This window comes from Maribacter sp. 4G9, from assembly GCF_002742265.1.
Taxonomy (GTDB): domain Bacteria; phylum Bacteroidota; class Bacteroidia; order Flavobacteriales; family Flavobacteriaceae; genus Maribacter.
Genome location: NZ_MDGL01000007.1, coordinates 128,374 through 147,299 on the forward strand (window position 1 = coordinate 128,374; position 18,926 = coordinate 147,299).

Below are 18,926 nucleotides of genomic sequence, written 5' to 3' on the forward strand. Positions count from 1 at the left end.
CCATGAAAAATATCAGCAAAAAAACAATAGCACCCGTAGGCCGCAGACAGTTCCTAAAATCCTCTGGAGGAGCAGCCCTTTTTATTGGAGTTTCGGGCCTATTGCCCAATTTAATTTCCTGTACGGACGCCAAAGGAATGCAAGGCCAATTAGCAAAACACGACGTTACCGCTTGGGTCCGCATCACCGAAGATGGCCAGATTACCATATACAATCCCGCCGCAGAAATGGGCCAGGGATCCATGACGGCACTTCCGGTCATTTTTGCCGAAGAAATGGATGCTGATTGGTCCAACGTGAACGTAGAATTTTCTCCCCAGGAATCGGACATTTACGGTTCCCCGGGATGGCAACCCGGCACCAAGCTTATGTTTACCGTAGGCAGCCGCACCACCAATAGCTATTATACTGTAATGCGCAAAGCGGGGGCTCAGGCCCGTTATGTGTTGCTGCATTCTGCGGCGACCCATTGGAAGGTACCCATTGAGGAATTGACTACGGATTCCAGTACAATCATTCACGAAAAAAACGGAAAAAAAATATCCTATGGTGACTTGGTGCCCTATTTGACCATGCCCGAAACCTTGCCTGATTTTAATGATGGGGGATTAAAAGATCCAAAAGATTTTAAATTAATCGGAAGTCAAATTCCCCGTACGGAAATCCCACAAAAAGTGGACGGCAGTGCCCAATTTGCCATCGACCTTCGTTTACCCGATATGGTTTATGGTGTTTTGGAACGGGGTGCCTTACATGTGGCCAAACCCACACTAAACAATGAATCGGACATCCTCGCTATGGATGGTGTTTTAAAAGTTGTGCCTTTTGACTATGGCATTGGTGTAGTGGCCAATACCTTAGAGGCTGCCTTGGCAGCTAAAAAAGGGCTTGACATATCATGGAGCGATGCGCAGGCCTCCGGATTCAACTCCCAAAAAATTTACGATGTGTATGCCCAAATGGCCAGTGCCCCAGAAAAGGGAAATACGGTTAATGAAGTGGGAGATGTGGGCCAAGCGTTTCGGACGGCGGCCAAAACCTATGAGGCCGATTTCAGAAATGACTATGTGTACCATGCCCAAATGGAACCTCTGAATGCGGTGGTTCAAGTAGCGGCTGATGGCCAAAGTGCCGAAGTCTGGGTAGGTAGCCAGCAGGGTCCGGATACCAAATTGGGAATCCCCGATCTCTTGGGCATTCCCCACGAAGCCGTCAACGTACACCTGCAATATTTAGGAGGAGGTTTCGGACGACGCAGTATGAACGATTTTGTCCTGGAATGTGGTCGCTTGGCAAAAGAAATGGCACCCAGGCCCGTAAAGTTGCTATGGACCCGGGAAGATGATGTCCGCTATGGTGCCTATAGACCCTTGACGTTGCAGCGGCTCAAAGTAAGTACCGATGCCCAGGGCAACCTCAGCAGTTTCTCGCACTGTGTGGTGGGCGATGGTGGCAATCTGGTGGCCAGCGGAGCAAGAAACGATCATTATGCTATCCCCAACCAGTGGGTGGAGTGGCGGGAAGCCTCGCACGGGGTACGCTTAAAACATTGGCGTTCCGTAGGGCACGGGCCCAATAAATTTGCCATCGAGGCGATGTTGGACGAAGTGGCCCATGACCAAAACATAGATCCCGTGGCTTTTCGAAGAACACTGATGGCCGATTCCCCACGTGCCTTGGCTACCTTGGAAAAAGTGGCCGAAATTTCAGCTTGGGAAGCTCCTTCGCCCGAAGGTAGGGCCAAGGGTGTCGCCTTTGTGGAACATGGTTCCTTGGGAACCGGCGTATGTGAAATTTCGGTGGACCGCAACACGGGTAAAATCAACGTGCACCATTTTTGGATTGCCTTGGATGCCGGAGTGGTGGTACAACCGGACAATGTAAAGGCCCAAATGGAAGGGGGTATTATTATGGGCATCAGCTCCGTGCTCAAAGAACAGATTACCTTGGTGGATGGCCAAGTACAACAAAGCAACTACAATAGTTATCCACTCTTGCGCATGCAAGAAGTACCCGATAGCATTGAAACGGTGATTATACCCTCAGCGGAACATCCGGAAGGCGTTGGCGAGACCGCTACCCCCATGGTGGCCGGGGCCATTGCCAATGCCTTTTTAAAATTGACGGGCAAACGCTTGCGACACCTACCCTTTACCCCAGACCGGGTTTTGGAGGTGTTGAACGGATAGAAAATTTTTAATCGTCAAATAATAGAAAGTGGGTGCCGGTAATTAGCACTTCGACACTAAAAAAAATACATGTCTAACGAGACCTATAGAACCTGTCAAAATTGTGGGACCGAAAATTTAAATCGGGACTATTGTAAAAACTGTGGGGAAATAATCAATATTAATTTAAAAAGAAAGCTCGAACGCCAGCAAAAGGCCAAGGAAAAGAGCGCAACCCAAAAGGTCAAGAAAAAAAATAAAATAACGCTCTTCTTTGAAAACGCAAAGCAACATGAGAATATAGTCATCCGGTATACCGCCCGTTTTTTTTACTCTATTTGGATTGTGGTACTGGCCATAGGTTCATTTTTAGCCTTGATTTTCGGATATATTGCGGCTTAAGATTTGAAAGCATTCTGATGAAGCAGGCCTTTCTAACCTTTCAAAAACACTATTTTCAGGTATTTTCACTCCTTGCGATGTTGGTCTATTTGGCGCAACGTTTGGAGATAACTCTTCCAGCGCTCGCAAATAATTATCTGAACGATTTCTTGTGTATGCCCATTGTGCTAAAAATTTGTTTGGAAGGGGCGCGATTTATAAAATCAGATGATGAATTGCGATTGTCTCCTATCTTATGTGTTGTGGTTACGGCCCTGTTCGCTGGATACTTCGAAGGATATCTGCCCAATGTAAATGTGCGTTATACGCAAGACCCTTGGGACGTACTTTGCTACGCCCAAGGAATGTGCTTGTTTTTATATTTAGAGCGAAAAAGAAGCTCTTAAAAGCATTTCTTCCACGCTGAACGGTATCTTACCTCTCTAAGACCTGTTAGCTATATACTAATACTTTGATAAGCATTTGACCTTTTTTATTCATCCCAAACCCCTATTGCCTCCTTAGCCAATAGCTGCGTCATGCGGAATTCCTTGTGCCGCTGGTCGCTATCCATTTGGTAATAACATTTAGAATAGACAAATCCATAATCTTTGGCATCCTGGGCAGAGGCCCCAAAATAAATGGCTTTAAACTGAGCCCAATGACATGCTCCCAAACACATCATACAAGGTTCGCAGCTGGTATATAGCACACAATCCTTTAAGCCATCCTTACCCAGTTTTTTTAGCGGCAATTTGAATGGCGTGTAGCTCCGCATGCTGGGTAATGTCCTGTTCTTTTTTTACCTGGTTGTGTACAGCGCACACCACTTGACCTTTGAATACAATTACCGCACCAAAAGCACCTCCGGTAGAAGCGTTTTTCCCTTCTTTGGCCTTAGCGATTGCCATTTGCATATAATTTTCGTACATACTTGTGTTTTATCGCTAAAGATACTTGGTTGACTACGACTTAAAGTGCTTGTTCACAATATCATTGAGCGTAATCCGCAAAATGGCATTGAGCAATACTTCATTATCTATCGTTTTTAAATTCAAAACATTTTAGAAGAACGGACAGAACAAAATCCTCTCAAAAACATGTTTTGTATTGATTAACCGTAAATAATGGCGCTAACCCAAGAAATCAACTCTAGTCCGCATTTAAAAAAACAAAGGATGTTATTCGTATAAGTGTGCCTCTTCTTCCTGCCTATCACGTTGTCGGGATTCCGCGATAAAATAAATGGCAATCAAGATGAGCCCGATCCATTCTGCCCAAAGTAGGGTAAATGGGTTGTGGTCCTTCCAAACCACATATTCCAGCAATAAATGGAATCCCAAGAATACAAGGGTCAAGACCCCCAACACATCGCCCAAAGTGTTTATTCTGGTTTCACGGGTGAGGATCATGGCCAGGGCACAGCCCACAAAGAATATACTGGCAAAAATGTAGTGAGTCCATTTAAAAGTGATGTGGTCAAAGAACAACACTCCAAACAGTGCCACTCCAAAGATGATGTTATAGCCCTTTCCAAAGCGGCTTTTGGCCTTTTTTACCAAGGGCTGCTTTTCCTTTTGAGCGGACATATGCTGGGCGCCGTTATAGATGAAGAGGGCCGCAGCCAAGGTCAATAGGCTCCCAAACCAATGCCCTGCCCACATAAAATAGTAATTGCTAATACTGTCCCTAAAAGTATCCCGGCAACCCAAATCCGCCCAATATAAGATAGCAGGAGTAAAAATTAGGACAGCGGCAATAAAACGTTCCAACTTAGCAAAGTGGTCCACTTCCTTTACCACTTTTTTACGAGCTTTTTGCACCGTAATTTTCATGTCCTGTAGGTTCATAGAAACACATTTCAGAAATTGCTCTTGTCTAAGAAAACATTATTTGCTTATAAACAATATCCCCGCTAAAAGGTATTTTTTGGTTTGTTGCCGTACCCTTTCTTTGTTCCCGTAAAACAGGCCCATTTCTGGATAGCAGCAATAACATATTTCGGGGGAACATTGAAATTGCGAACAGGGTGGGCCTTTACAAGATACGCGATTGTCCTTTAATATGCCAAAGTACTTTCCTGAAGGCTTCGCACCTTATAGGCCCAATATTTAAAAGCACAGCCTAACAGCAGTTGGCCATACCGGTCATTTTAACCAAATACCCCAATATAGAATATCGTAGTGTCCCAACTGCCTTGCAAATTTGGACTTGCCTATTAGGATAAAATCAAAATTAAGTATCTTGTTTACCTAACGTAAAACGATATCATGAAAGGTAAAAAAATCTGTTCCATGCCATTTTTGGCCATATTCTTTCTCGTACTGTGCGCTGGAAGAACGCTTAACGCCCAACAAGAATTTCTATACGGTGATCTCTTACCGGATGCGCCGGAATGTGCCGCACGGGGCAAACACACCGTTGGGGTACAAACCATTGAGCTCTTGCATAAAAATCAAATTGACATCCTTAATTCTAAAGGAGGAAAGGACGTGCTTTACGATCGACCCCTGACCGTTGAAGTTTGGTATCCTGCAGCAGTAGCATCAGCAAACAACGTATTGACGACCTACGAAGAAGTAATGGGTACGCGTGGGGATAGCCTGCGCCCATTGATTCCATTTACTTTTAAAGGCAGGGCCGTTCGAGACGCAGCACCAAAAACAACGGAAGGTACGTTTCCCTTGGTCATAGTTTCCCATGGCTATGTAGGTTCGCGCTATTTGATGACCTATCTCACCGAAAATTTAGCATCCAAAGGGTATGTAGTTGTTGCCATTGACCATACCGATTCTACTTTTAGGGATGCCAATGCATTTTACAGTACTTTGTTGAATAGGGCCAAGGACATCAAATTCGTTTTAAATGAAATGGCGGCTTTGACCAATACACCCCTTGGGAAAATTACGGATGCAAACCGTACGGGCATAATTGGTTATTCCATGGGTGGCTATGGTGTTTTAAATGTGGGTGGAGCGGGTTATAGTGATGGTGCTGCTGGTTTCTTCGGACAAATGACAGGGGGCAGCACGGCTATCCAATCCCTTGTAGCTAGCAATCCCGATTATCAAGAATCCATTGATCCACGCATAAAGGCGGTCGTAGCTTTCGCCCCATGGGGAATGGCGAGAGGGGTTTGGGATGCGGAAGGTTTAAAAGGTTTAAAAAAGCCTACCTTTTTCATTGCAGGGAGTCAGGATGATATATCCGGCTACGAAAATGGTATAAAGGCTCTCTATGAAGGAGCTATCAACGCAGACCGATACCTACTTACCTATATGAATGCAAGGCATAATGTGGCCCCAAATCCGCCACCGGCCGAATCCTTGGCACCCGGACTCCACATGGATGAATATTATCGCTATGCCGATTCCTCGTGGGACCAGCGTAAAATAAATAATGTCAATCAACACTTTGTCACCGCATTTCTGGGTACCCATCTAAAGAGAGAGGACCATTCCCTACTCTTGGACATTCCTGAAAACTCCAATGAGAAGGATTGGCCCGGTTTTAAACCACGCTCATCCACCGGCATGGAGTTGTTGCATTCCCAGGGAATGGAATAAAAAGAATCGATAGTTCAATGTGATGCAAATTATAAGGTCTTGTTTTGGCTTTTTTGTTTAATACCATTCAAGACAGTATTCTTTACAGGTTCATTTATTGTCCTAAAGTATTTCTTGAGGGCATTTATAGCTAAAGTTGTTGATGTACCTTGACAAATGATACTCACTTTGACGAACAAAAAGAAGCTAGCTAAAGATAGGTAGACCGCCTCACTTGGTGCCACAACAAAAACCTCCCCTTGGTTGGTATTTTTGTTTGGTGGATTCTTCTATTGACCAATGGCTTTTGTGATGGAACATCAAAACGGGAAAGCATTTTGGTGAACAGTTTCTTATTAAAGGACAAACTTATTGGAGACTGTTGGTGTCCGTGGAATCGGTCGTTACAAAAAAGTCCTTGGTAATGGGGTCTATTCCTTGGTTTATCTGAAGGGCAGGGCGTTCCCTTTGGAGGGATTTCAACGCGGATTCAGAAATGTCCGTTTGCCAAACATATAGTTTGGAGAGCTTGGGCAGCTGTGTAAAAACCGACACGCTTTGGTCCGTAATTTTGGTTTCGTAAACCTTTAGCAAGGTCAGGTTTTTTAAATTCACAAGCGGCTGTAGGCTCTTGTCCGTCAAGGGAGTTTTGTCCAACTCCAACCACTCCAGATTCGTACAAGATGTAATCATGGACATCTCGGCATTGCCCAAAGGAAGACCGCTCAGATCCAATTCAACGATGTTGTTTGCCACGCGTTTTAAATCTGTAATTTGCTTGGGGTCGTATTCCGGCGGTAGGTAGGCATCAACGCTCAAGGCATTGGAATTACTTGCCATACGCGAAATGGTGAGATAATCCGTGGATAGTTTTTGGAGGGTACTATCGGCAACTTTGGGAAGGTCCTGCCATTTTTTTTCGGGATCCGGTGTCATCATTTCCTCTATGAGCCCTACCAACGGTTCCGATGGTTCAAGTTGGTCCAATCTGAGGGTATCGGAAGCACCCAGGGCAATCCATCGTTCCAAAATTCCAATTTCACGCTCGCCCAAAGGGCTCTCGCCCTCCGGTGGCATATGATCTTCATCGTCCACAGGCAAATGCAGCCGTTTTATGAGCTCACTGTCCTGGGGGTCACCAGGGATCACGGTTTTACCACTTTTTCCACCTTTCAACAACTCCCCAAGACCCGTCATCAACAGTTCCCCCTCTTGTTTGTTTGGGTTGTGGCAGGACACACAGGAATTGTCCAGAATTCGCACTACCACATCCCCATAAATCAAGGGGTTCTCCGGGATTTTATTTTTTTGTTGGTCCGATGGAAAAGCCAAAAAATCGGGACCATGGGTAATCATGCCTCCATAATGGCCGGTAAAACCTATAAGTACAATGAGTACCAGCTGTATCCCTTTTTGGTAAGCTACGCGGGAAGGAAATACATGTACAAGGGCATACCATACTGCCGCCAACAGGGCCAAGCCCCCGCCCAACCATTGATGCCAAACAAGCAGGTCTCCTTTTACCGAAGCATCCTTCCCTAAAAAAAATCCGGAAATGGCGGTAATCAAGGCGGATAATACCGCAACGGTCAATAAACTATTAGGAACCTTTTTTCCCGTTAAACCCAAAAAAATGGCTATGATCAAAAGGACAATGGGGAAATGTAAAACTAGGGGATGCCAACGTCCCAACCAAGATACCCATGAGGGTAATTCCATATAGGATTCGAACAGAAGGCAAAAAACCAAAAAGACGGATAGCCCCAAAATGAGGTAATCCACCCAATGCTTTTGAGCAGGTTTTATCATCGGCTTACGCTAAAAGGTCTTTGATGACATTCCCCGCTACATCGGTAAGCCGAAAACGACGCCCTTGGTACTTGTAGGTCAATTGCTCATGATCCAGTCCCAAGGCGTACATCAAAGTAGCGTGAAAATCATTGATGTGCACCGGATTTTCAATGACATTGTACCCAAATTCATCGGTCTTACCGTAATTCAGCCCCGGCTTAACACCCCCACCGGCCATCCAGATACTAAAGGCCCTGGGATGATGGTCCCTGCCATAATTGGCGGGATCGAACTTTCCTTGACAGTAATTGCCTCTCCCAAATTCACCGCCCCAAATGACCAAGGTGTCCTCCAACATGCCCCGCTGTTTCAGGTCCAGCACCAATGCCGCCGATGCCTGATCAACGTCCTTCGCCTGACCCGCCATTTCATTGGGCAAATTACCATGCTGGTCCCAACCTTGATGGTACAATTGTATGAACCTCACCCCGTTCTCCGCCAACCTTCTTGCTTGAAGTGCATTGGCCGCATAGGTACCGGGTACCTGGCAATCCTCCCCGTACAGGTCTATAATGGATTTGGGTTCCTTGGATATATCCATGACATCCGGAACCGACATCTGCATACGGTAGGCCATTTCATATTGGGCGATCCTTGATTCTATCTCATCGTCGCCCGTCTCCACATGATGTAGTTTGTTCAGTGCGGATACCTCGTTCAACAGATCCCGTTTTTCCGATCGGGAGATGCCCTCTGGATCATTGAGATATAGCACGGGATCCTTTCCGGAACGCAACAGCACGCCCTGGTGTTTGGAATCCAAAAAACCACTGGACCAAAGTTTTGAGTAGAGTCCTTGGCTGTTGCCCTTGCCCCTGGAGGTCAGGACCACAAAAGAAGGGAGGTTCTTGTTTTCGCTCCCCAAGCCATAGCTCATCCAGGAACCCATGCTGGGACGACCGGATATTTGGCTTCCGGTCTGGAAAAAGGTAATGGCGGGGTCATGGTTAATCGCTTCGGTATGCATGCTTCGGATGACCGTTATCTCATCGGCAATTTTCGCCGTGTACGGAAAAAAATCACTGATCCAAGTGCCGCTTTGCCCGTGTTGCCTAAAATCGACCGCAGGGGGCATCAACGGAAACTTCTCTTGATTGGCGGTCATGCCCGTCAAACGCTGTCCATTTCGGATCGATTCCGGCAGGTCCTCGCCCATCCGCTTGCGCAACATCGGTTTATAGTCAAAGGTTTCCAATTGGGAAGGTGCCCCGGCCTGAAACAGGTAGATGACCCTTTTCGCCTTTGGGGCAAAATGGGGAATGCCCAAAGGCTGCTGGCCCAAATTCATTTGCCCATTTTTGAACAGATCGGGAATCAACAAAGACCCCAAGGCCAAGGAACCAATACCTATACTAAGTTGCGAAAAAAAGTGGCGCCTATTGACCTTCAAAGGGTTTTCTTTCTTTTGTTCTTCCATATTGCTATTCTTTGGTTATGGTTTCGTCCAAATTATAAATCACCTGGGCGGTGAGCATGAGTGCGGCCGTTTTTGCGGCGTCCGTATCGAGCCTAGGGTATTCCCCTAACTCAATCAATTTTTCAGCCTCAACCCGATTCCGCTCATATCCTTTTAAGGCATCTTGGTAGTAATTGCTTAATGCCGCCAATTCCTTTTCATTGGGAGACCTTACAAGGATACGTTTGAAGATATCGGTGATGTAATCTTGGCTATTGGGGTCTTCATAAACCAAGTTTTGGGCCAGTACGCGGGCAGCTTCCAAGATCTGCACATCGTTTTGGAGCACCAAAGCCTGTAAGGGCGTATTGGTCTTTTGGCGCCTAACTTCGGAAAAATCACGAGTGGGCGCATCAAAAATAGTCATATTGGGCGGTGGCAGGGTACGTTTCCAAAAGGTGTAGAGGGAACGTCTGTAGAGATCCGGCCCTTGGTCCTGCACATAATTTGTGAGGACACCCCTATTGCCCCCTGCGTTCGTTTCTTCCCAAAGACCGGGAGGTTGATAGGGCTTTACACTAGGGCCGCCTATTTCCTGGTTGAGAAGCCCGCTGGTGGCAAGTACGTAATCACGGATCATTTCCCCGCTCATCCGAAAGCGCGGGGCACGCGCCCACCATATATTTTCCGGGTCGGCCTTCTTCAAATCGGGCCTTAACTCCGATTTTTGTTGGTAGGTGGCCGAAAGCATAATTTTATTGAGCAAATACTTAATATCCCAATCGTGTTCCATAAAATCGACCGCCAGCCAGTCCATCAGTTCTGGGTGCGTAGGCAGGCTTCCTTGTACCCCAAAGTCCTCGGAGGTTTCCACAAGGCCCTTCCCAAAGAGCATGGCCCAGATGCGGTTCACAAACACCCTAGCTGTTAGCGGGTTTTGCCTGTCCGTCAACCACTGTGCAAGTCCCAAACGGTTCTTGGGAAGATTGTCTGCAAAGGCAAATATGGATTTTGGTGTATTGGGCAGAACGGAGTCGGTAGGTTGGTCGTATTCCCCTCGGTTCAAAATATAGGTGGTCTTAGGTGCGGAATCGTTCATGACCATCACATTGACCTTGGGAATGTTCTTCATGTTTATGAATGAAAGCACCCCATCTGTTTCATCGTCAGAAACCTGAATAAAAGGCGGGTCTGCAAAAAATGCTTGGTTCTTCGCCTGTACGGCATCCATCTGGAGTCCCTTTTCGTCCACCTGATTGAAAAAGGCGAACATTTCGAAATAATCCTTTTGGGAAATAGCGTCATATTTATGGTCGTGGCAGCGGGCACATTCCAGGGTAAGTCCCAAAATCCCCTTACCTAAAGTATTGGTGCGGTCCAGTACATAATTGGTCCTGTATTCTTCTTGAATGACTCCACCTTCCTGGGTAATGGGGTGGTTTCGGTTAAAGCCTGTTGCCAATATCTGTTCCTTAGTTGGGTTGGGCAAAAGATCGCCCGCCAACTGCCAGGTTAAAAAAGTATCATAGGGAAGGTTTTTGTTAAAGGCATGGATGACCCAATCGCGCCAAGGCCACATAGTACGGTAACTATCGTCCTGATAGCCGTGGGAATCCGCATAACGCGCCACGTCCAGCCAGGATTGGGTCATACGTTCCCCATAAGCGGGGGAGGCCAAAAAAGTATCGATGATATGTGCTATGGTATCCTGTGATGCAGGGGCCAAAAGTTGGGAAACCGTTTCGGGTTTTGGCGGCAGTCCGGTCAAATCCAAACTGATCCTCCGTATCAAGGTTTCGTTCGTCGCTTTTTTGGACGGAAGCATGTTTTGCTCCTCCAGTTTTTTGAGCACAAAGGCATCTATTTCATTATTGCCCCACGTATTTAAAGTTTTTGGAAGGGCTATTTTCTGTGGCTGAATATAGGCCCAATGTTTTTCGAATTGGGCTCCTTGCTCAATCCATTTTTTAATGAGTTTTTTCTCATAGGCCGATAGGGCCAATTTGGAATCGGCCGGGGGCATTTGTACCGTTGGGTCGTCCGATATGATTGCCAGATAGGCCTTGCTCGCCCGAAGGTTTTTTGGTACAATGGCGAAGTGACCGGGCGATTCCGGAAGTTCCGATAATGCGGATTCCTGCACATCCAAACGGAATCCCGCCTTACGCTTATTGGCATCGGGGCCGTGACAGGTGTAACATTTATCGGATAGAATCGGCTTTATATGAAAGTTGTAATCTACCGTTTCCGGTAAGGCCAATGTGGCATATTCGTCATTTTTAAACTCAAAAGCTCCCTTTTTATAGGCGTACAATCCGCCTATAAGGGCTATCAAAACCAGTGCCGTTATACTTTTATAGTTCATTTGGAATACTTTCAAGTCCGGTCGACCCTTAAATGTAATCAATTTACCCATAATTTTTATCAAATCAGATTATCCACAGAAAGTACCGATTGGGTGCTTCCACAAAAAACAAAAGGAATAATTGATACTTTTGCGGCATGGAAAATGAAACATCCAGAATACTCTACAATTACCTGTTAAAGACCGGTATCAGCGAAACAGTTGCCGCCTATCTGAACCTGATTATCTTCATGGCAGTCCTGCTCCTTGTTTCTTGGTTCATGGATTGGGTCATTTGGAAGATATTACGGGCGCTTTCCATTAGGATAGCAAGGCAATCCAAGACCAACTTCGATAATTTTTTGGTAGCAAACAGGGTTCCCAGGTATTTGGCCCATATCGCTCCGTTGTTCCTCTTATTTAAAATGGCACCTATTGCTTTTATTGATTTTGACTTCGCCCGGGGCATTGCCATGAAAACCTTGCAGGTACTTTTGGTACTCTTGGCTTTGGCCGTTATCAAACGGGTCTTTAGAAGTATCAATGATTATTTGAAGACCAAACCTCGCTTTAGGGATAAACCACTGGATAGCTACATTCAGGTATTTATGATCTTTGGCTGGTTTGTGGGTATTTTGGCCATTCTGGCCATTGTGACCAACGTACAGGTTTGGAAATTCTTTACCGCCTTAGGTGCCGGATCTGCCATAATATTATTGATTTTCAAGGATTCCATTTTAGGACTTGTAGCAAGCATACAGGTAAGCGCAAATGATATGGTACGCATAGGCGATTGGATCACCTTTGATAAATATGGGGCGGACGGGGATGTGATAGAGATCAACCTCGCCACGGTCAAGGTGCAGAATTTTGATAAGACGATTACGACCATACCTACGTACGCCTTGATATCGGACTCCTTCAAAAATTGGCGGGGCATGCAAGAATCGGGTGGAAGGCGTATCAAAAGGGCCCTGATAATCAGTCAAAAAAGTATTCGTTTTCTCTCCGATAAGGATGTGGAAGCGCTCAAAAAAATTCAATTGATACAACCGTATTTGTCCGACAGAAACGAAAAAATAAAGGCCTTCAACATTGAAAATGGCCGAAACAAGGAACTGGCCATCAATGGAAGGAACTTGACCAATATTGGTGTCTTTCGCAAATATGTTACGGATTACTTGGAAAACCACTCTGCTGTAAACAAGGGCATGACGCTCATGGTTAGGCAATTGGCCCCTACCCCCCAGGGTATTCCTTTGGAAATCTATGCCTTTAGTGCGGACAAACGGTGGGAAAATTATGAATACGTCATGGCCGATATCTTTGATCACCTGCTGGCGGCCCTTCCCTTTTTTGATCTAAGGGTATTTGAATTTCCAATGGATTTTGGACAAGAAGTATAATTTATAAGAATGTAGGGGTGATTCTGAACTTCTCGCCCATGGTTTCTTCCACGACAAAAAGTCCCAGCTAACGCTAAGACTTTTTGACCACTCCGTGGTCCCACCTGGGTTAGTTCGCCTTGCTCATGGACCAGAGGGAGACCACTTCTGCAAATAGAAAACCTGGGGCCGTAAAACGACCCTATCTGTTTTTTCAATTTCTCAATATTGTCAAATGCCATTTGGCTATCTCCAAATTGAAAAAACCCACACCTTTCGGTGTGGGTTTTCTGCTTGATGTGGTCCCACCTGGGCTCGAACCAGGGACCCCCTGATTATGAGTCAGGTGCTCTAACCAGCTGAGCTATAGGACCGGTTAATATTTTTGTTTTAGCCACTGCTTTCCGTATCCACTTTTTAGATACTTCTCTCTCTTTCTAGCAGAAGCAATATCCGGGTAAGACTCTTTATAAACTAATTCCCATGGTCTATACCCTTTTGTGCTCTTTGTTCTTCCTGAATTGTGCTCATTTAAACGTCTATCTATATCGGAGGTCATTCCAATATATAATCTTCTATCTTTTAAGCTACGAAGAACATAAACAACCATAATGTCAATTAAGCAAATTTGGCTGAGCCCCGCCTACCTACCGCTAGGTGGGCAGGTATAGGACCCGCAATTTGCGGATGCAATATTAGTGTTTATTTTTATATGCCGCAAGATTTTAGGTTTTCATTTCGACTACGTTCCATGGCCAATAATCACTGTTTAATTTCTTGGCAGAGCTCTATCAATACACCGTTCGTGGACTTTGGATGTACAAAAACGACCCATTTATTATCGGCGCCCTTTTTAGGCGCATCGCCCAAAACCTGAAACCCTTCCTTTTTTAACCGCTCCATTTCAGCAATAATGTCTTCGACTTCAAAAGCAATATGGTGGATGCCCTCACCTTTTTTTGATAGGAACTTGGCAATGGGGCCTTCTTCGTTCAACGATTCCAACAATTCTATTTTATTGGGTCCGGTTTTAAAGAAGGAAGTCCTTACCCCTTCTGAAGCCACCTCTTCCAATTTATAGGGGCCCTCCCCCAACAATTTTTCAAACAAAGCATTGGAGTCCTTCAGGTTTTTTACGGCAATCCCCAAATGTTCAATTTTTTTCATGTCAAAATGGTTTACAGAAACGAAGGATATCAACAAGATACATTATTCTGCGTATTTTTGCGGTATGGAAACACAAAGACAACGAAAGATAGCTGGGGTCATCCAAAAGGATATTGTAGCCATTCTACAAAAAGCGGCCATAGAAGGCGGGCTAAGGGGCACCTTGATTTCAGTCTCCAAGGTTTCCGTTACAACGGACCTTTCCATTGCCAAGGTATATGTGAGTATATTCCCTACTGAACAGGCCAAGGAATTGTTGGAGGGCATAAAATCCAATCAACCCTTGATCAAACATGAATTAGCCCAGCGTACCCGAAACCAATTACGGAGAGTTCCTGAACTCCTGTTCTATTTGGACGACTCGTTGGATTATATAGAAAAAATCGAGAAATCCTTGAAAAGGGAAGAAAACCCCATTGAGAACAGGGATTTGTTGCCTAGAAGAAAAAAGTCCTGATTTTTGAACTTTCCGCTATATATCGCTAAGAGATATGTGCGCTCCAAGAGCTCACAAAATGCGGTGAACATTATCAATTTCATTACCTTTTTGGTCATTGTAATCGGTTCGGCGGCACTATTTATCGTGCTTTCAGGTTTTGCGGGCCTCAAGACCTTTAGTCTTTCCTTTACCAACTCCTTTGACCCGGAACTAAAAGCACTTCCGTTGGCAGGAAAATTCTTTTCCATTACTCCCGAGCAGGAAAATCGATTGAATAACATTAGTGGACTTGCTTCCTATTCCAAGGAAATTGAGGAAAAAGTTTATCTGGAACATAAAGGCAAGAATCATATTGCCTATATAAAAGGAATCGATACCAATTATACTAAAGTAATCGATACCGATTCCATTTTGTATTTAGGTGATTGGACCATCAACGATCAACAGGTGGTTTCAGGCATAGGCATTGCCAATATCCTGAGTGTTACCATCAACCAATTTAGAAGCCCCATGCAGATTTACGCCTTTAAACCGGGCAAGGGATCTCTTTCGCAGCAAGGGGTTAGTTCGCTCTATAACCGACTGCCCGTTATCATTGGAGGGGTATATGCGGTGGAGGCCGATTTGGACAACAAATATGTATTCGCCGATCTTGCCTTGACCCAGGCCCTATTGGAAAAAACCGAAAATGAAATTTCCGGTATCAATTTTAAACTGAAAGATTCTGCGGATGAGCAAGCTGTTCGTTCCGAAATCGAGGAGGTTTTAGTGGATTCGGTCATTTTGAAAAATCGTCAGGAACTCAACAGTACGCTTTATAAAATGTTGAATACCGAAAATATGGCGACCTACCTCATCTTTACGTTGGTCCTCATCATTGCCCTGTTCAACGTAGTGGGGGCCATTATCATGATGATTTTGGACAAACAACAGAATTCCAAAACCTTGTACAGTTTGGGAACCACCATAAAGGAATTGCGCAATATTTATTTTGTACAGGGAATCCTGGTCACCGGATTTGGGGGGCTTATCGGGGTGTTGTTGGGTTCGTTATTGGTCTGGTCGCAGATTTTCTTTGGATGGTTAAAAATTACACCATCTTTGGCCTATCCTGTAGAGTTCCAACTGATCAATGTCCTAATTGTTTTGGCCACCATTTTGGTATTGGGCGTCATCGCATCTAAGATTGCCAGTAGCCGAATCAATAAAAAGCTGATCGCCTCTTAGCTCCAAAGAAGAACGCTTTAATCTTGCATTATTGGCGATATTTACAAGTGTTAAAACTGACTTCTAGCCCTTTTGTTCCTGGAACTTCTGAAATTCCTTCCTTTCCCATTAAAGGAAATGGCAAAGGTCCAAAGAACACAAAGCGCTATGATGCCAACTATAAGCACATTTGTCTGATTTATGTATTCTAGTAAATCCATATAAACAAGATACAAAAAATTGATTTACAAATAATTATATTTAAAAATGAATTGAAATCCCACACAAAAAAATTGTTTTGATTGTGATATACAATAAATACGGGGCTGCAGTAACCGTTCCCCCCTTGGGGGCTAGGGGGCTTGTAGTTCAAATTGATAATTCCCAAATTTTTCCAGCACCTCATCAAAGGCATCAAAAACATCTACAGCATCGTCACTGGTGACCATTTTCATCCGATATTCCTTAAAATTGGGAATTCCTTTGAAATAATTGGTGTAATGACGTCTGGTTTCGAAAACCCCTAATTTCTCCCCTTTCCAATCAATGGACATTTGTAAATGTCTCCTTGCGGCTTCCACACGCTCTTGTATGGTTGGAGGCGCAAGGTGTTCTCCCGTTTTAAAGTAGTGTTTTACCTCCCTAAAAAACCAAGGATAACCAATACTGGCCCTTCCTATCATGGCACCATCCAAACCATATTCATCGCGCATTCTAACTGCCGCTTCCGGACTGTCCACATCCCCATTGCCAAAAACAGGAATGTGCATTCTAGGGTTGTTCTTTACCTCGGCAATGGGTTCCCATTTGGCGTAGCCCTTGTACATTTGGGCACGGGTTCGCCCATGTATGGAAATGGCCTTGCAGCCAACATCCTGTAAACGTTCCGCCACCTCAACGATTTTTATGGAATCCTCGTCCCAACCCAATCGGGTCTTTACTGTAATGGGGAGTTTGGTGTGTTTAACCATAGCATCGGTTAGGGAAACCATAAGGTCTATATCCTTTAAAATGCCCGCACCAGCACCCTTGGACACTACCTTTTTGACCGGACAACCAAAATTGATGTCGATAATATCCGGATTCGATTTTTCCACAATCTCCACGGACTGCAACATACTATCCAAGTTGGCGCCAAAAATTTGGATTCCCACAGGTCGTTCCTTTTCGTAAATGTCCAACTTCATAACGCTTTTGGCGGCATCACGAATCAACCCTTCGGAAGAAATGAACTCGGTAAAAACCACATCGGCACCCTGTTCCTTACAAAGGGCACGAAAGGGCGGATCGCTCACATCTTCCATGGGGGCAAGTAACAAAGGGAAATCGGGTAGTTCTATGTCGCCAATTTTGGGCATAACCAATTAATTTGAGGTGCAAAAATAGTAAAAAACGGTCTTTACAAAGTATACTAATACGACCCCACCCGTTCCTCTGTCGCGAAACACCCTTCCCTGGTCAGGGAGGGGAGCTTTTATGGAGTTAAATAAGACAAGGTAACTTAAATGGATGTAGGAGTGAACCGGCCTATTATGGGATGCATAGTAAAACCGAAAGGCCTTGGAGCTGGGTCAAAGGAAATCGCCCAAAAAGTATTCCGATGCAATCGGAAACGGCCTGGGCGATGCGGACCAAGGACTTGCTGGATTTCAAGTACCCCAAAATCAGCCTAGCCTTTTTGGATACTTTTTCGACGATGGAAAAAGTATCGGAACCGAAATCCGGCCCTCCCCGTTCCACTATTGCGAAACACCACTAACTAATCTGGCAAAGGAGCTTTTAAGGATACACTCTTTTCTTTCAGCCTAAAACGAAATCGTGGCTTTTATTTTCTCGCCATTACGGTCTACGGTAACCTCAGTGGCATCACCCTCCTCAAAAATGGAAAGTGCCCGCATATAGCTCATCATATCCACAACGGTACTGTCCCCCAGTTTCACGACTACATCACCTTTTTGGAGTCCGGCCGTAGCAGCTGGTTTCCCGTCGGAAACCCCATCGATTCGCATGCCTTTACCATCAAATAGATAATCGGGCATAACTCCTAAGGCTACTTTAAACCGGGGTGTATCCTCGCTTTCGTTCTTTGTTTTTCTAAAGGCAAGCTTATCATCGTCATCCAAATCGTAAAGTACAGAGAGAATATAATCACTGATCATTTCCATACCTTTATAATTCAATTTATCAGAATCATCAGAGGGCTTGTGATAGTCCTCATGCTGTCCCGTGAAAAAGTGCAGTACTGGAATATCCTGCAAATAGAAGGAGGTATGATCGCTAGGCCCCATACCGGATTCACTCAACACCAATTTAAATCCGGGATTGTTGCTGTTCAAAACCTGACTCCAAATAGGTGTAGTTCCTGTACCGCTGATTGAAAGGGTCTTATCCTCACGCATTCTCCCCACCATATCCATATTGAGCATATAATTTGCTTTTGATAGGTCTATAGTAGGGTTTTTGGAAAAATAATTGCTCCCCAAAAGTCCCATTTCCTCACCTGAAAATGCCATAAAAAGATAGTTGTGCTGGGTGATGGTATCCTTGAGTTTAGCTGCCAAGCTCAATAAAACGGCAACCCCACTGGCATTGTCGTCCGCTCCGTTATGAATGGCCTCGCCATCGGCATACAAAGAGCCTTCACCTCCCATGCCCAAATGGTCGTAATGGGCACCGATAATCACGGTTTTATCTGCCTTGTTGTCTATAAAACCAATAACGTTGGTACCGGTAATGGTACTATCGCCCCCAACAAATTGAACTTCGGAATGTGGATCGGTTTTTGGTTTGAAGCTAAAGGTCTGAAAATAGGTGCCCGCATTTCCCTTGGGTAACAATCCTATGTTTTTCATCCGTTCCTGTAAATAGTGGGCCGCCTCCATCTCATAGGCCGTCCCTGTTTCGCGGCCCTGTAAGCTATCACTGGCTAAAAAGGCAACATCCTCTTGCATAGTCACTTTCTTCTGGGACTTCTGTTTACAAGAGCCCAACACTATAAAAAAACCGAACAAAAATATTAGATTGCGTAGCATAGCGTTTATTTT

At 45.0% G+C, this 18,926-nt stretch carries 18 protein-coding genes and 1 tRNA gene; 8 read left to right on the forward strand and 11 right to left on the reverse strand.

Translation table 11 applies throughout. The features are described from left to right. Positions 1–2 precede the first annotated feature (2 nt). The 3 genes from BFP75_RS01200 (at position 3) to BFP75_RS01210 (ending at position 2,956) form a co-directional block, all read left to right on the forward strand. Entirely contained in the window at positions 3–2,189 is a 2,187-nt protein-coding gene (locus BFP75_RS01200; RefSeq protein WP_099542848.1) for a xanthine dehydrogenase family protein molybdopterin-binding subunit, read from the forward strand. A gap of 69 nt (positions 2,190–2,258) precedes the next feature. Beyond that, entirely contained in the window at positions 2,259–2,570 is a 312-nt protein-coding gene (locus BFP75_RS01205; protein WP_099542849.1) for a hypothetical protein, read from the forward strand. 17 nt (positions 2,571–2,587) lie between these two features. Continuing rightward, positions 2,588–2,956: a hypothetical protein gene (locus BFP75_RS01210; protein WP_099542850.1), complete on the forward strand. Its 369-nt coding sequence runs from the start codon at positions 2,588–2,590 to the stop codon at positions 2,954–2,956. 86 nt (positions 2,957–3,042) lie between these two features. On the opposite strand, the gene BFP75_RS22230 is transcribed toward BFP75_RS01210, so the two are convergent. The 3 genes from BFP75_RS22230 to BFP75_RS01220 all read right to left on the reverse strand — a co-directional run bounded on the left by BFP75_RS22230 (position 3,043) and on the right by BFP75_RS01220 (position 4,399). Beyond that, on the reverse strand, positions 3,043–3,261 hold the full coding sequence (locus BFP75_RS22230; RefSeq protein ID WP_262497588.1) for a hypothetical protein: 219 nt from the start codon (positions 3,259–3,261) through the stop codon (positions 3,043–3,045). Between the two features lie 19 nt (positions 3,262–3,280). Further along, on the reverse strand, positions 3,281–3,481 hold the full coding sequence (locus BFP75_RS22235) for a deaminase (protein ID WP_262497589.1): 201 nt from the start codon (positions 3,479–3,481) through the stop codon (positions 3,281–3,283). 249 nt (positions 3,482–3,730) lie between these two features. After that, positions 3,731–4,399 (reverse strand): hypothetical protein, encoded by a 669-nt coding sequence (locus BFP75_RS01220; protein ID WP_099542851.1) that lies wholly within the window; start codon positions 4,397–4,399, stop codon positions 3,731–3,733. A 420-nt stretch (positions 4,400–4,819) separates the two neighbouring features. Here BFP75_RS01220 and BFP75_RS01225 point away from each other — a divergent pair, with 420 nt between their 5' ends. Then, positions 4,820–6,115, forward strand: a complete 1,296-nt coding sequence (locus BFP75_RS01225) for an alpha/beta hydrolase family protein (protein WP_099542852.1) — start codon at positions 4,820–4,822, stop codon at positions 6,113–6,115. A 348-nt stretch (positions 6,116–6,463) separates the two neighbouring features. Here BFP75_RS01225 and BFP75_RS01230 read toward each other — a convergent pair whose 3' ends face one another. From BFP75_RS01230 to BFP75_RS01240, 3 genes are read right to left on the reverse strand one after another with little or no spacing between them, the layout of a single operon-like run. Then, positions 6,464–7,903 carry a c-type cytochrome domain-containing protein gene (locus BFP75_RS01230; protein WP_099542853.1) on the reverse strand — a complete coding sequence of 480 codons (1,440 nt, stop codon included), beginning with the start codon at positions 7,901–7,903 and terminating at the stop codon, positions 6,464–6,466. Between the two features lie 4 nt (positions 7,904–7,907). Beyond that, a complete protein-coding gene (locus BFP75_RS01235) occupies positions 7,908–9,362 on the reverse strand; it encodes a DUF1501 domain-containing protein (RefSeq protein ID WP_099542854.1) in 1,455 nt (484 codons plus the stop codon). Between the two features lie 4 nt (positions 9,363–9,366). Beyond that, a complete protein-coding gene (locus BFP75_RS01240) occupies positions 9,367–11,706 on the reverse strand; it encodes a PSD1 and planctomycete cytochrome C domain-containing protein (RefSeq protein WP_099542922.1) in 2,340 nt (779 codons plus the stop codon). Positions 11,707–11,843: 137 nt separating this feature from the next. Here BFP75_RS01240 and BFP75_RS01245 point away from each other — a divergent pair, with 137 nt between their 5' ends. Then, positions 11,844–13,091 carry a mechanosensitive ion channel family protein gene (locus BFP75_RS01245; RefSeq protein WP_099542855.1) on the forward strand — a complete coding sequence of 416 codons (1,248 nt, stop codon included), beginning with the start codon at positions 11,844–11,846 and terminating at the stop codon, positions 13,089–13,091. Positions 13,092–13,370: 279 nt separating this feature from the next. On the opposite strand, the gene BFP75_RS01255 is transcribed toward BFP75_RS01245, so the two are convergent. The 3 genes from BFP75_RS01255 to mce all read right to left on the reverse strand — a co-directional run bounded on the left by BFP75_RS01255 (position 13,371) and on the right by mce (position 14,237). Beyond that, positions 13,371–13,444 (reverse strand) — tRNA-Ile (locus tag BFP75_RS01255). Between the two features lie 2 nt (positions 13,445–13,446). After that, positions 13,447–13,680, reverse strand: a complete 234-nt coding sequence (locus tag BFP75_RS01260; RefSeq protein ID WP_206073454.1) for a GIY-YIG nuclease family protein — start codon at positions 13,678–13,680, stop codon at positions 13,447–13,449. Between the two features lie 152 nt (positions 13,681–13,832). Further along, on the reverse strand, positions 13,833–14,237 hold the full coding sequence (gene mce / locus BFP75_RS01265; RefSeq protein ID WP_099542858.1) for a methylmalonyl-CoA epimerase: 405 nt from the start codon (positions 14,235–14,237) through the stop codon (positions 13,833–13,835). A gap of 64 nt (positions 14,238–14,301) precedes the next feature. On the opposite strand from mce, the gene rbfA reads away from it, so the two are divergent. Continuing rightward, positions 14,302–14,694 (forward strand): 30S ribosome-binding factor RbfA, encoded by a 393-nt coding sequence (rbfA, locus tag BFP75_RS01270; RefSeq protein WP_099542923.1) that lies wholly within the window; start codon positions 14,302–14,304, stop codon positions 14,692–14,694. Between the two features lie 3 nt (positions 14,695–14,697). Next, on the forward strand, positions 14,698–15,903 hold the full coding sequence (locus BFP75_RS01275; RefSeq protein WP_099542859.1) for an ABC transporter permease: 1,206 nt from the start codon (positions 14,698–14,700) through the stop codon (positions 15,901–15,903). Between the two features lie 332 nt (positions 15,904–16,235). Here BFP75_RS01275 and dusB read toward each other — a convergent pair whose 3' ends face one another. After that, entirely contained in the window at positions 16,236–17,240 is a 1,005-nt protein-coding gene (gene dusB / locus BFP75_RS01280) for a tRNA dihydrouridine synthase DusB (RefSeq protein ID WP_099542860.1), read from the reverse strand. Positions 17,241–17,442: 202 nt separating this feature from the next. Here dusB and BFP75_RS21440 point away from each other — a divergent pair, with 202 nt between their 5' ends. Further along, a complete protein-coding gene (locus tag BFP75_RS21440) occupies positions 17,443–17,691 on the forward strand; it encodes a hypothetical protein (RefSeq protein ID WP_123803280.1) in 249 nt (82 codons plus the stop codon). Here the strand turns inward: BFP75_RS21440 and BFP75_RS01290 are convergent. Then, a complete protein-coding gene (locus BFP75_RS01290) occupies positions 17,688–18,914 on the reverse strand; it encodes a M28 family peptidase (protein ID WP_099542862.1) in 1,227 nt (408 codons plus the stop codon). The two genes, BFP75_RS21440 and BFP75_RS01290, sit on opposite strands and share 4 nt — an antisense overlap. Between the last annotated feature and the right edge of the window lie 12 nt (positions 18,915–18,926).